We start from the raw sequence: 13,377 nt of genomic DNA, 5'->3' as shown, positions 1-13,377 counted from the left end.
GTCCGGCAACAGGGGGCAGACGGAGAGCTGAGGATGGGACCGCCGGTCAGCACGAGCATATTGGCCGATCGCCTTACCGGCATGATCGGCCCGCGCGCGAGCGTTGCGCGCGGCGTGCTCGACCAGCACGGGCAGAGCGAGTCGCATTACCGCAACTTGCCGCCCGACATCGTCGTCTTCCCTGAAACCACGCAGGAGGTCGCCGAGATCGTGAAACTCTGCGCGAGCGCGGGCATGCCGATCGTCCCGTTCGGCGCCGGCACTTCGCTCGAAGGCAATGCGGCCGCGGTCGCCGGCGGCGTCTGCTTCGACTTCGCGCGCATGAACAGGGTGCTTGCCGTCCACGACAGCGACATGGATGTCGTGGTGCAGCCCGGCATCACGCGAAAGCAGCTCAATGCGGAGCTACGGACGACCGGCCTGTTCTTCCCGATCGACCCCGGCGCGGACGCCTCGATCGGCGGCATGACGTCGACGCGCGCCTCAGGCACCATGGCGGTGCGCTACGGCACCATGAAAGACAACGTCATGGCGCTGGAGGTGGTGCTCGCGGACGGGCGCGTGATTCGGACGGCCAGGCGCGCGCGCAAATCGGCGGCCGGTTATGATTTGACACGCATGTTCGTCGGCGCAGAGGGCACGCTTGGTGTCATCACGGAGATCACGCTCAAGGTCCATCCCGTGCCGCAGGCGATCTCGGCCGCAGTGTGCAGCTTCGATAGCCTGCACAATGCCGTCGATACCGCGATCTCCGTGATCCAGTCGGCGATCCCCGTTGCGCGCATCGAGTTGCTCGACGACGTCATGATGCACGGCATCAATGCCTATGCAAAGCTCGGCTATCGTGAGGCCCCGACCTTGTTCTTCGAATTCCATGGCTCCGCGGCTTCCGTCGCCGAGCAGGCCGAGGCAGCGCAGGCGATCGCCGCCGACCATGGCGGCCATGGCTTTGCCTGGGCCAAGGCGCCGGAAGACCGCAGCCGGCTCTGGCATGCTCGCGACAACACGCTCTATGCCGGCCTCGGCTTGCGGCCCGGTGCGCGCGCGGTGATCACCGACGTCTGCGTGCCGATCTCGCGGCTGGCGGAATGCTTGACCGAGACGCGGCGGGATGCGGACGCGCACGGATTCACGGCACCGATTGTCGGCCATGTCGGAGACGGCAATTTCCACATGCTGATCCTGATCGACCCGGCAAAGCCCGACGAAGCCGAAGGCGCCAGGGCGCTTCAGGCGCGCATGGTCGCCCGCGCCATCGCCATGGACGGCACCTGCACTGGCGAGCACGGCATCGGGCTCGGCAAGATCGGCTATCTCACCGACGAGCTCGGCGAGGCCGTCGACGTGATGCGGTCGATCAAGACGGCGCTGGACCCTGATGGACTGATGAACCCCGGCAAGATCTTTGCGAGCGGAGCCATGGTATGAGCGACGCGCTTCCGATCGAGGTCACCTCACCCACGCCGCTGCTCGAGCTGCGCGGCATCAGCAAGGAATTTCCCGGCGTCAAGGCGCTCGACGACGTTTCCTTTGCCATCTACCCCGGCGAAGTCCATATGCTGCTGGGCGAGAACGGCGCCGGCAAGTCGAGCCTGATGAAGGTGCTGTGCGGCGCCTACCGCGCAGACGCCGGCGAGTTTTACCACAAGGGCGAGAAGGTTGCGGTCAACTCGACTGCCGATGCGCAAAAGCTCGGCATTGCCGTGATCTTCCAGGAATTCTCCCTGGTCCCCTATCTCGACATCGCCCAGAACATCTTCCTCGGCCGCGAGCCGAAGGGCCGCATTCCCGGTACCATCGACCGCCGCCAGATCCTGGTCGACGCCAGGCGCGTGCTCGGCACCATCGGTTTCGACATCGATCCCTCCACCACCGTCGACAAGCTCGGCGTAGCGCAGCAGCAGATGGTCGAGATCGCGAAAGCAATCAGCCAGAACGCCCGCATCCTCGTCATGGACGAGCCGACCGCGGCACTGTCGGACCGCGAGACCGAGCTGCTGTTCGCGCTGATTGCGCGGCTGAAGGCCGACGGGGTCTCGATCGTCTACATCTCCCACCGCATGGCCGAGGTGTTCGCGCTCGGCGATCGCATCACCGTGCTGCGCGACGGCCGCCGCATCGACGGTGTCCGTCCCGCCGACGTCACGCCGGACCAACTCGTCCGCATGATGGTCGGCCGCAATGTCGACGTGACCTATCCGCGCCATTTTGCTGACAAGCCCGGTGAGGTGCTGCTGGAAGTCAAGGGCCTGACCGCGCCGACCGGCATCTCCGATATCAACATCAAGGTGCGCCGGGGCGAGATCGTCGGCCTTTGCGGCCTGGTCGGCTCGGGCCGCAGCGAGGTTGCGCGCGCCATCTTTGGCGCCGATCCCGTAACGTCGGGCGAGATCGTCTTCGACGGCAAGACCATTTCCGGCGAGCCCGACCTCGCGACCCGTCGCGGCATCGCGCTGATCCCGGAGAGCCGCAAGAGCGAGGGCTTGGCCTTGCTGCGATCAGTTAGCGATAATCTGGTCGTGTCTGCGCTGCGAAAATTGTTTCCGAGCGGCCTGTTCGACCAGCGGCGTGCGCAGCGCACCTCCGACGGACTGATCCGGCAATTGAGGATCGCGACACCGAGCGCGCGGCAGACCGTCGGCCTGCTCTCGGGCGGCAACCAGCAGAAGGTCGTGATCGGCAAATGGCTAGCGGCCGGCTCGAAGCTATTCATCTTCGACGAGCCGACGCGCGGCATCGATATCGGCGCCAAGTCGGAGATCTTTGCCCTGATCGACCGCCTCGTGGCGGAGGGCGCGGCCGCCCTGATGATCTCGTCCGAACAGGTCGAGATCTGCCATGTCTGCGACCGCGCCTATGTGATGCGCGAGGGGCGCATCGCCGGGCATCTGACACGCAACGAACTGACCGAGGAGAACATCGTGCGACTGGGGATGCATCATGCGTGAAGCCGCGATCGTCTCAGAGCCGAATCCGCTGCAACGCATTCCCGGCGTCGCCATGGTGCTGGTGCTGCTGATCGCGCTGTTCAGCGTGATCGCGCCCGGCTTCCTGTCGGTCGCCAACCTCTCCAACGTGCTGGTGCAATCGACCATTCTCACCATGCTCGCGCTGCCGATGACGCTGATCATCATGACCGAGGGGCTGGACCTGTCGATGGGCGCGGTGCTGACGCTGACCTCGCTCTGCGTCGCGATTGTATCGCTCGCCACGAAATCGATGTTGCTGGGCTTAGGTGCCGGCCTGCTGGTCGGCACCGCCTTCGGTGTCGCCAATGGCTGGCTGGTCGCCATCCTCGGCATTCCGCCCTTCGTCGCGACGCTCGGCACGCTCGGCATGGCGCAGGGCCTGTCGCTGATCGTCAGTGACGGCCAGAGCGTGGTCGGCATTCCCCACAGTGTGCGCGACATTTACTCGGCGACGCTTTTGGGCATCCCCGTGCCGATCGTGATGGCGCTCGTGACCTACGCGGGGTTTCACGGCCTGCTCTATCATACCCGCTTCGGCACCTACATCTTCGCCCTCGGTGGCAACCGCGAGGCGCTGCGCTATGCGGGTCTGTCGCCGAACCGGCTCTTGATCGCGGTCTACGCGATCGGCGGCGCCATGGCTGGCATCGCCGGCCTCTTGATGACCGCGCGGATGAATTCCGGCCACCCCACCGCCGGCCTCGGGCTTGAATTCGATGCCATCGCGGCCGTTGCCGTCGGGGGCACCTCGTTTGAGCGCGGCAATGGCTGGCTGCTCGGCACCTTGCTCGGCGTTCTTTCCGTCGGCGTGTTGCGAAACGGGCTGAACCTGATCTCGTTGCCGTCCTCGGTGCAGGTGGCAAGCGTCGGCGTGCTCGTCATCGTCGCACTGTTCCTCGATGGCCTCAGGAGCCGCGCATGACCGACATCACCAAGGACGCCATCGCGCCGCCCCGCTCGTTCCTGTCGCAGGATGCGATCCAGCTGTTCTATCGCCTGCTTGCGGCGCTGCTGATCTGCGCCGTGCTCGCCGTGCTGAGCGATTCCTTCCTGAGCCTCGGCAATATCCTCAACGTGCTGAGGCAGGCGAGCCTGACCTTCTTCATCGCCTCCGGCCTGACTCTGGTGGTGCTGACCGCGGGCCTTGATCTCTCCGTCGGCGCCAATGTCGCGCTGTCCGCCTGCATCGCCGGGACCGTGATCCACAAGACCGGCTCGCCGGCGCTTGGCATCCTCACCGGGCTTGCCTGCGGCGGCATCGTTGGCCTCCTCAACGGCGTCATGGTCACGGCGCTGCGCATCCCCTCCTTCATCGCCACCTATGGCATGCTCTGGGTGCTGAACGGCCTCACCTATTGGTACATGGCGGGCGAGACCCTTCACGGCTTCCCCGCAGGCTTCCGCCAGATCGGCAGCGGCTACCTGTTCGGCCTGCCGATCCCGGTCTATCTGCTGCTGGTGTTCCTCGGGATCGGAACGCTGTTCGCGCAGCGCACGATCTGGGGCCAGGAGATCTATGCGATCGGCGCCAATCCGGTCGCCGCCCGCCTCTCCGGCATCCCGGTCGCGCGCCGCCTACTGCTGGTCTACACCGTCTCCGGCACCATGGCGGGACTTGCCTCGATCATCTTCCTGTCGCGGCTGAACTCGGCCGAGGCCGATATCGGCGAGAGCCTGACCTTGCCCGCGATCGCGGCCGTGCTGATCGGCGGCACCTCGCTGTTCGGCGGCGTTGGCACGGTGTTCGGCACGTTCATCGGCGCACTGATCCTGACGCTGGTGCTGAACGGCATGAACCTGCTCTCGGTCAGCGCCAACTGGCAGCCGCTCGTGACCGGCATCATCGTCATTCTCGCGGTCTGGCTCGACATGAAGACCCGCCGCCGCACGCAATGAGCTTTTGAGGTTCCAACAAGCAAAATGAGGGATGGAGGCAACATGAAGCAGAAACTGGGCTATCTGGCGCTACCGCTGCTAATGGCGGCCGCGTTCACCACGCAAGCACGCGCCGACGGCGAGACCATCGCCGTCTTCACCAAGAACCAGACCAACCCGTTCTTCCAGACGGTTCGGGTCGGCGCCGACAATATGGCGAAGACGCTGAACGCGAAGACGCTTCACTACATCCCGACCAAGCCGGACTCGATCCCCGAGCAGCTCAGCCAGATCGAGGACGTCGTGGTGAAGAAGCCGAGCGCGATCGTCTTCACGCCGGTCGATTACAAGGCGATGGTGCCCGGTGTCGAGAAGATCAATGAGGCAAAGATCCCCGTCGTCAACATCACCGATCGTTCCGCGGGCGGCAAGTTCCTCTCCTTCGTCGGCGCCGACGATTACAGCCTCGGGCTCGAGACTGCGCGCTTCCTGCTCAAGACGCTCGGCGGCAAGGGCAATATCGTCATCATCGAAGGCGTCAAGGGCTCGCTGACCAATGTCGACCGGGTCCGCGGCTTCAACGACGCGCTGAAGGAAAGCCCGGGGGCCAAGCTGCTCGCCTCGCAGCCGGGCAATTACCAGCGGCTCCAGGCGCTCCAGGTGATGGAGAATCTGATGCAGTCGAATTCACAGATCGACGGCGTGCTCGCCGCCAACGATGCCATGGCGGTCGGCGCGATCGAGGCGCTCGACGGCGCCAACCGCAAGGCGCAGGTGATCGGCATCAACGGCACCAAGGAGGCGATCGACGCGATCAAGTCCGGCAAGCTGCTGGCAAGTGGGGATTACAACGGATTTGCCCAAGGCTGCCTCGGCACCATGATGGCCATCCGCGCCTTGCGCAACGAGCCCGTCATCGCCGAGATCGTGCTGAAGCCGACCGTGATCACCAAGGACAATTACCAGCCGTTCGACGTGCCGCTTGAGCAGCGCAAATGTCCGACCTTCGAGGAGGCCGGCAAGCTCAGCGCGAAGTAGACCAACCGCTCACGACAGGCCCGGACGGCCGCCTCCTCGCGGCCGTCCCAAGAAACGGATCTCTCCATGCTGTTCGCCATTCACGCCCTCGACCGCGCCGGCGCGCTGCCGACCAGGCTCGCCAATTACGACGCCCACAAGGCTTTCCTCAGCGACACCTCGCGCTTCGGCGTCAAGATCGTGATGTCGGGACCGCTCGTCGCCGACGACGGCGCGACCATGATCGGCAGCCTGTTCCTGATCGAGGCGGCAGGTCGCGCCGACGTCGAGGCCTTCAACCGCGCCGATCCCTTTGCCGCCGCCGGCATCTGGGAGAAGGTGACGATTACGGGCTTCCTGCGCCGCCAGGGTTGAGGCGCTACGGCGCGTCTTCGAGGTGACAGGCCACCCACTGCTCGGCGTCCGTCGCGCGAAGCGTCGGCTCCTCGGTCCGGCAGCGGTCGAAGACGAAGGGACAGCGGGTGTGGAAGCGGCATCCGCGCGGCGGATTGATCGGGCTCGGCACGTCGCCCGTAAGGATGATCGGATTGCGCTGGGCGCCTGGCTCCGGCAGCGGCACTGCCGAAAGCAGCGCCTTGGTATAGGGGTGCTTTGGCGCGGCAAATATCTCGCGGCGCGGCGCCACCTCGACGATCTTGCCGAGATACATCACTGCAACGCGGTGGGTCATGTGCTCGACGATCGCGAGATCGTGGCTGATGAACAAGAGCGCAAGGCCGAACTCGTGCTGCAGATCCTGAAGCAGATTGACGATCTGCGCCTTGACCGAGACGTCGAGCGCCGAGACCGCCTCGTCGCAGACGATCAACTCGGGCTCGGCCGCGAGCGCCCGCGCGATACCGATGCGCTGGCGCTGGCCGCCGGAGAACTCGTGAGGCCTGCGATTCAGCGCCTCGCGCGGCAGGCGGACCGTGTCCATCAGCGTGGTGACGCGCAGCTCGAGGTCTTGCGCGGATTTGGCGAGGCCGAAATTGCGGATCGGTTCGGCCAGGATGTCGCGCACGCGCATGCGCGGATTGAGACTCGAGAACGGATCCTGGAACACCACCTGCACGCGGCGGCGCATCTCACGCATCGTGCTCGACGCGGCATCGTCAATCCTCTGGCCGTCGAGGATCACCTGCCCCGCGGTGATGTCGAACAGCCGCAGGATGGCGCGACCGACCGTCGACTTGCCGCAGCCGGATTCGCCGACCAGCGACAGCGTCTCGCCGCGCGCGATCTCGAACGACACGCCGTCCACCGCATAGACCCGTTCGGACTTGCGGCCGAACAAGCCGGTCTTGACCGGAAAATGCTTCTTGAGGTCGTTGACCTGGAGCAGCGGAGCACTCATGCCGCGACGGCTCCCTTGGCCGCATAGTGGCAGGCGGCGATATGACGGGGCCCCTTCTCTTCGAGCCCCGGCGCATATTGCCGGCAGAGGTCGGTCGCAAGCGCACAGCGTCCGGCAAAGACGCAGCCGGTGATCCGCTTGCGCAGGTCAGGCACCTGCCCGGGAATCTCGGCCAGTCGTCTCGCAGTGCCGGTCAGCGAGGAGCCGAGCCGCGGCACCGCGCCGAGCAGGCCTTGCGTATAGGGATGGCGCGGCGAACGGAACAGTTGGGCTACAGGCGCCTCCTCGACCTTGCAGCCGGCGTACATAACCATGACGCGTTCGGCGATTTCGGCGACGACGCCGAGATCGTGCGTGATCAGGATGATGGCTGCGCCGACCCTGCGCTTCAGATCCAACATCAGTTTCAGGATCTGTGCCTGGATGGTCACGTCGAGAGCGGTAGTCGGCTCATCCGCGATGAGAAGCTTCGGATTACAGGCGAGCGCGATGGCGATCATGACGCGCTGGCGCATGCCGCCGGAGAGCTGGTGCGGATATTCGCGCACGCGGCGCTTCGGCTCGGGAATGCCGACCAGCGTCAGCATCTCGATGGCGTGCGTCTCGGCGGCCTGCTTGTCCAGGCCCTGATGAATCATCAAGGTCTCGCGGATCTGGCGGCCGACGGTGAGGACCGGGTTCAGGCTCGTCATCGGCTCCTGGAAGATCATCGAGATGTCGTTGCCGCGGATGGCGCGCATCTCGCGATCGGACAGTTGCAGCAGGTCCCTGCCCGCAAAGCGGATGGCGCCTGCGATCCGGCCCGGCGGCTCCGGGATCAGCCGCATCAGCGACATCGACGTCACTGACTTGCCGCAGCCAGACTCGCCGACGATCGCGAGCGTCTCGCCCTCGTTGACATGGAAGGACACGCCGTCCACCGCGCGGTTGATGCCGCCGGGGGTGCGGAAATGGGTCTGGAGGTTCTCGACTTCGAGCAGTGGCATCGCGATCAGCCCCTCTTCAAAGGCTCTTGGCCATGCGCGGATCGAGCGCATCGCGAAGACCGTCGCCAAGCAGGTTCACGGCGAGCACGGTGACCGACAGGAATGCAGCCGGAAAGAACACGATATAGGGCTTGACCTGCCACAGCGCGCGGCCCTCGGCCATGATGTTGCCCCAGGACGGAATAGTCGGCGGCGTCCCTGCGCCGATGAAGGACAGAATCGCCTCCGTGATCATGGCGCTGGCGCAGATATAGGTCGCCTGCACCAGCATCGGGGCCACCGTGTTGGGCAGGATGTGGCGCAAGATGATCATCGGCGTGCGCGTGCCGCAGGCCACGGCTGCGTCCACATAGGGCTGCTCGCGCAACGACAGCACCACGCTGCGCACGAGGCGCGAAACGCGCGGGATTTCGGCGATGGTGATGGCCAGGATGACGTTGCCGACGCTGCCGCGGGTTAGCGCCATCAGCGCGATCGCAAGCAGGATCGGCGGGATCGACATCAGACCGTCCATGAAGCGCATTAGGATGCCGTCGGCCCAGCGGATAAAGCCGGAAACCATGCCGATGGCAAGGCCGGCCGCGGATGCGAAGATCGCAACTGAAAGCCCGACCGTGAGCGAGACCCGCGCGCCAAACAGCACGCGCGAATAGATGTCGCGGCCGAGCACGTCGGTGCCGAACCAGAAATCGGCCGACGGCGCCCGCGTGCGCTTGGCCGGCGCAAGCGCGGTCGGGTCGACTGTTCCGAGATAGGGCGCAAAGATCGCGATCAGGACCAGCGTCAGCAGCAGCGCGCCGCCGATCGCGACTGTCGGATGGCCGCGCAAGAACCCGATGAAACCGAGCCGGATCCTGACCGGCCGCAGGATCTCGGGTAGTTGTGGCGCGACGACGAAGCCAGCGGGAAGCGATTGCGGATCGACGGTGGTATCGGTCAATAGCGTATCCTCGGGTCAACGAGCGTGTAGATGACGTCGATCATCAGATTGACGAGGACGTAGACGAAGCTGAACAGCAGCACGATGCCCTGGATGACGGGATAGTCGCGGCGCAAGATCGCGTCGATCGTGAGCCGGCCGAGACCGGGGATCGCGAACACGCTCTCCGTGACCACCGCGCCGCCGATCAGGAGTGCGATGCCGATTCCGATCACGGTCACGATCGGAACCGCCGCGTTCTTCAGCGCGTGAATAAACAGGATGCCGCCCTGCCCGAGGCCCTTGGCGCGGGCGGTGCGGATATAATCCTGCTGCAAGACTTCGAGCATGGTGGCGCGGGTGATGCGCGCGATCAGCGCAATGTAGACGCAGCCGAGCGCGATCGCCGGCAGGATCAGGTTCTCGAGCCACGGCCAGAAGCCTTGCGCGAGCGGCGTATACCCCTGCACCGGCAGCCATTCCAACTCGAGCGCGAAGACGTAGGCGAGCATGTAGCCGACCACGAAGACGGGCAGCGAGAAGCCGAACACGGCAAAGCCCATGATCACGCGGTCGATCAGGCTGCCAGCCTTCCACGCCGCCACCACGCCGAGCGGCACCGCGACCACGATCGTGAGCAGCAGGGTGACCATCATCAGTGACAGCGTCGGTCCGAGGCGCTGGCCGATCAGCGCCGACACCGGCAGATTGGTGAAGATCGAGGTGCCGAGATCGCCGTGCAGGATTCGCCAGACCCAGCTTCCGAACTGGACCAGGAAGGGACGATCGAGGCCGAGGCTCTGGCGGATGCGCTCGACATCCTCCGGGCTCGCCTGGTCGCCCGCGATCACCACGGCGGGATCACCCGGCGCGATGTAGAGCAGGCTGAACACGAACAGCGCGACGATCGCCATCACCGGAAGTGTTGCGACGATGCGACGGAGGATGTACGAGAGCATCTGGCCTCAACGCAGGATCATGCGGACTTCGACACGCCCCAGAAGAACGGCAGCGGCCCCTTGGTGATGCCGGAGACGTTCTTGCGCCACGCCGTGTAACTCAGGAAGAATCCCGTCGGCGCATAGACGACGTCCTCGAGCGCCGCCTTGTTGAGGCGGGCGACCGCAGCCTTCTCCTCATCGATGTTCTTGGCGTCGAACCAGGCCGTGACCTCTTTTTCGGTGCCGGGGCTGCTCGGCCAGCCGAACCAGGCCTTGTCGCCATTGGCGCGAATGGCGGTGTAGGGGGCCGGATTGATGCAATCCGCACCCGCATGCCAGGTGTGGAACATGTTCCAGCCGCCCTGGCCGGGCGGCGTCTTCTGCGCACGGCGCGAGCCGACCGTGCCCCAATCGGTGGCAACGAAGTCGACATTCATGCCAAGTTTCTTCAGGAGGTCCGCCGTGACGTCTCCTTGCGCCTTCGTGATCGGCTGATCCTGCGCGACCAGGCAGGTCACCGGCTGGCCGGAATAGCCGCTCTCGGCGAGCAGCTTCTTGGCCGCATCGAAATCGCGCTTGCCTTTCAGGATCTCGCCGCCGGTTTCGCTGTAGAGCGGCGTATCCGGCGTGAAGAAGCCGGGCAGCGGTTTCCAGAGCGCAGTGTCGTCGCCGACGATCGCGCGCATATAATCTTCCTGGCTCAGCGCCATCAGCACGGCACGGCGCGCCCGCACATCGTTGAAGGGCGCAAAGAGGTGATTCATGCGGAACGACCCGATATTGCCAAGGGGATCGCCGATATCGACGCTGATGTTCTTGTTTTTCTTCAGGACCGGAACGAGGTCGGCGATCGGGCTCTCCCACCAGTCGACCTCGCCGTTCTGCAACGCGGCGGCCGCGGTGGCCGGATCCGGCATCACCACCCACTCCACGCGATCGACCAGGATCTGCTTGCCGCCGGCAAGCCAGGATGCCTTCTCCTGCCGCGGCACGTAGTCGGCGAACTTATCGAACACCGCTTTCGCGCCGGGCACCCATTCGCCCTTGACGAACTTCATCGGACCGGAGCCGACGTAATCCGTGATCTGCTTGAACGGATCGGTCTGCGCGATGCGCTCCGGCATGATGAAGGAGCAAGGCGAATTGTTCTTCGCCAGCGCGTAAAGCATCTTCGGATAGGGCTGCTTCAGCACCCATTTGAAGGTGCGGTCGTCAACGGCGGTGAGTTCCTGCTGGAGCGCCTTGATCATGAGGCCCATGGGATCGCGGGCCGCCCAGCGGGAAAGGCTCGCGACGACGTCCTTGCTCAGCACCGGCTCGCCGTCGTGGAACTTGAGGCCAGGCCTTAAGCGAAACGTCCACGTCGTACCGTCGTCCGTCACTTCCTCGGACTCAACCATTTGCCGCTGCGGCTGGAGCGAGGAATCGATGCCGTAGAGCGTGTCCCAGACCATCGCGCCAGCGTTGCGCACGACATATTGAGTGCCCCAGATCGGATCGAAATTGGCGAGGTTTGCCTGCGGCACGAAGCGCAGGGTGCGCGCCGCCGAACCTTGCGACAGAGCGGGGGCCGAAAGGCCACCCGTCAACGCCAGACCGCCCGCACCAGCCAGTCCCTTCAATACGGTCCTGCGATCCATGAAGTCCTCCCAGTATTGCCGTGATGCCGGCCGTCATTGGCCAAGGGCAGGTGAAACCAGAGCCCATTGGCGTGCAAATGGTATGCCACTAACCGCGCCTTCGCCAGCGGGATCTGGATCGGACTTCGCGCGTCCTGGCAGGCGCCGCCGCGACACGGCGCATCGTGCGCAGCCCACGCACCGCTGATCTGCAGATCCCTGCCGTATCGAGGCGCCCTTGCGCCTTAGTTCAGGCTGCCAGCGAGGACCGCAAGCGCCGCCAGCCGATGACGATGCCGGTGAGGGAGAACACCAGCCCGAGGGCACAGAGCCCGACGGTCACGACGTCGCGCAACCGCGGATGCGAGAGCAGGACCGGGAAGTCGAGCGTGTGCAGTGCGCCGTAAAGCCAGCGGTAGGCGCGCCGCGACGGATCCAATCTTTGCAGCACGCCGCCGTCGGCGCCATCGACGTCGAACCAGTCCTCGCCGCAGAACGAGCGGTAGACCGGTGCACCCGGCATCATGGATCGGGCGGGATAGTCGTCGTTGTCAGGAAGGACGGATGGTGGAGCGCAGCCGTCTGCAAAGCGCCCGGTCAGCCCCTGAATCTCGTGCACGTCAAGGAATCCCGCCGGTCCATCGCGCGGCCCATCCCCTCTCCTGATCAACGTCTGACGGCCGAGCGCCACCCGATCGCGCCGATAGACATTGCCGTTGAAGGCGAACCATTCGGCCTCGCGAGCCAAAGAAGATATCGGCCAGCCATCGAGCGATGAAGCGTCCCGCCAATCCGGCGCTGCGTTCACTAGGCCGGCCTCTGTCGGGGTCAACTGCCCGCGCGAGAACAGTCGGCCGTGGTCCATCGAGAGCCAGCCACTGCAGATCCAGGTCAGCACGAAGACCGTCGCTGCCAAGCCGATCAAGTGATGCAAGGCGTGCCAGCCACGGTAAGGCGACGAGATTTGCCTCTTGCCAATCCTGATCCGCACAATCCCGAGCACCGCGCCCAGTACAGCCGCGATCAGAGCCAGCAACGATAGCGACCACACCAGCCGATCCCACAGCGCCCAGTTGCTTCTCAGAACGGTCGGATAGATCCAGTGCAGCACACTGCCGACAAGATTCCAGCCGCGCTCGCGCCGTGTCGTATCCAGGACGATCTCACCGGTGAGCGACGAGACGTAGACTTCTGTCCCGGCGGCGACACCGAGGGCCACGCGAAACAAGGGTCGATGGCGATCAAATCCGTTCGGTACGCTCCACTGATCGACATCCGCACGGCCGACAATCCTCGCATGCGAGGCATCGATCTCGCGCTGGCGCGCATGAGCCTGCGCAATAGCCAGTGCGACATCGGCGGATTTCACCGACGCGTCGTTCCCGTCGGCCGCGCGGATTGCGCGCTGACGCGATGGACCCGAGACGATGTAAACCGCGCCGTCGCTTCGCTGGATCAGCCGAACGCGCGTGGCATCCGCGATTCCGCTCGCGGCAACGGCGCCGGCAACCGGTATTCTCGTCTCTTCGCGATCCAGCGGCACGAGTCCGGCAAAGCGTTCCGCCTCCGTCAATGACGGGAACGGAACGAAGTGCATCACGATCCCGGTCGCGAACCACATCGCGAACAGCAGGCAGAAGGCGATCCCGAGCCAGCGGTGCAGCAGGACGATCGCACTCATCATCCGTCTAACA

Annotated in this window: 12 protein-coding genes; 6 read left to right on the top strand and 6 right to left on the bottom strand. The window is 65.1% G+C overall.

Annotated features, from left to right (window positions below):
• Nucleotides 1-33 precede the first annotated feature (33 nt).
• The 6 genes from IVA87_RS10655 (at nucleotide 34) to IVA87_RS10630 (ending at nucleotide 6,236) form a co-directional block, all read left to right on the top strand.
• A complete protein-coding gene (locus tag IVA87_RS10655; protein ID WP_247306035.1) occupies nucleotides 34-1,428 on the top strand; it encodes an FAD-linked oxidase C-terminal domain-containing protein in 1,395 nt (464 codons plus the stop codon).
• Nucleotides 1,425-2,948, top strand: a complete 1,524-nt coding sequence (locus tag IVA87_RS10650; protein ID WP_247306037.1) for a sugar ABC transporter ATP-binding protein — start codon at nucleotides 1,425-1,427, stop codon at nucleotides 2,946-2,948. The genes IVA87_RS10655 and IVA87_RS10650 overlap by 4 nt, the downstream gene beginning before the upstream one ends.
• A complete protein-coding gene (locus IVA87_RS10645) occupies nucleotides 2,941-3,891 on the top strand; it encodes an ABC transporter permease (RefSeq protein WP_247306039.1) in 951 nt (316 codons plus the stop codon). Before IVA87_RS10650 ends, IVA87_RS10645 begins: the two co-directional genes overlap by 8 nt.
• Nucleotides 3,888-4,865 carry an ABC transporter permease gene (locus tag IVA87_RS10640; protein ID WP_247333509.1) on the top strand — a complete coding sequence of 326 codons (978 nt, stop codon included), beginning with the start codon at nucleotides 3,888-3,890 and terminating at the stop codon, nucleotides 4,863-4,865. The genes IVA87_RS10645 and IVA87_RS10640 overlap by 4 nt, the downstream gene beginning before the upstream one ends.
• A 42-nt stretch (nucleotides 4,866-4,907) precedes the next feature.
• The gene (locus tag IVA87_RS10635) at nucleotides 4,908-5,882 is read left to right on the top strand and encodes a sugar ABC transporter substrate-binding protein (protein WP_247306043.1); all 975 of its coding nucleotides are present in this window, start codon (nucleotides 4,908-4,910) and stop codon (nucleotides 5,880-5,882) included.
• A 66-nt stretch (nucleotides 5,883-5,948) separates the two neighbouring features.
• Nucleotides 5,949-6,236, top strand: a complete 288-nt coding sequence (locus IVA87_RS10630) for a YciI family protein (RefSeq protein WP_247306045.1) — start codon at nucleotides 5,949-5,951, stop codon at nucleotides 6,234-6,236.
• A 4-nt stretch (nucleotides 6,237-6,240) separates the two neighbouring features.
• Here IVA87_RS10630 and IVA87_RS10625 read toward each other — a convergent pair whose 3' ends face one another.
• The 6 genes from IVA87_RS10625 to IVA87_RS10600 form a co-directional block, all read right to left on the bottom strand.
• Complete coding sequence (locus IVA87_RS10625; protein WP_247306050.1) at nucleotides 6,241-7,218, bottom strand: oligopeptide/dipeptide ABC transporter ATP-binding protein; 978 nt, start codon at nucleotides 7,216-7,218, stop codon at nucleotides 6,241-6,243.
• A complete protein-coding gene (locus IVA87_RS10620; RefSeq protein WP_247306053.1) occupies nucleotides 7,215-8,204 on the bottom strand; it encodes an ABC transporter ATP-binding protein in 990 nt (329 codons plus the stop codon). The genes IVA87_RS10625 and IVA87_RS10620 overlap by 4 nt, the downstream gene beginning before the upstream one ends.
• A 16-nt stretch (nucleotides 8,205-8,220) precedes the next feature.
• The gene (locus IVA87_RS10615; protein ID WP_247306056.1) at nucleotides 8,221-9,144 is read right to left on the bottom strand and encodes an ABC transporter permease; all 924 of its coding nucleotides are present in this window, start codon (nucleotides 9,142-9,144) and stop codon (nucleotides 8,221-8,223) included.
• Nucleotides 9,141-10,082 (bottom strand): ABC transporter permease, encoded by a 942-nt coding sequence (locus IVA87_RS10610; protein ID WP_247306058.1) that lies wholly within the window; start codon nucleotides 10,080-10,082, stop codon nucleotides 9,141-9,143. Before IVA87_RS10610 ends, IVA87_RS10615 begins: the two co-directional genes overlap by 4 nt.
• Before the next feature lie 17 nt (nucleotides 10,083-10,099).
• Nucleotides 10,100-11,704, bottom strand: coding sequence for an ABC transporter substrate-binding protein (locus IVA87_RS10605; RefSeq protein WP_247306061.1), 1,605 nt, complete (start codon nucleotides 11,702-11,704; stop codon nucleotides 10,100-10,102).
• A 229-nt stretch (nucleotides 11,705-11,933) separates the two neighbouring features.
• Nucleotides 11,934-13,367 carry a PepSY domain-containing protein gene (locus IVA87_RS10600; protein WP_247333507.1) on the bottom strand — a complete coding sequence of 478 codons (1,434 nt, stop codon included), beginning with the start codon at nucleotides 13,365-13,367 and terminating at the stop codon, nucleotides 11,934-11,936.
• Between the last annotated feature and the right edge of the window lie 10 nt (nucleotides 13,368-13,377).

Origin of the sequence: Bradyrhizobium sp. 147, assembly GCF_023073935.1 — a bacterium.
Taxonomy (GTDB): Bacteria; Pseudomonadota; Alphaproteobacteria; order Rhizobiales; family Xanthobacteraceae; genus Bradyrhizobium.
This window is presented reverse-complemented; position numbering and strand designations above follow the sequence as displayed.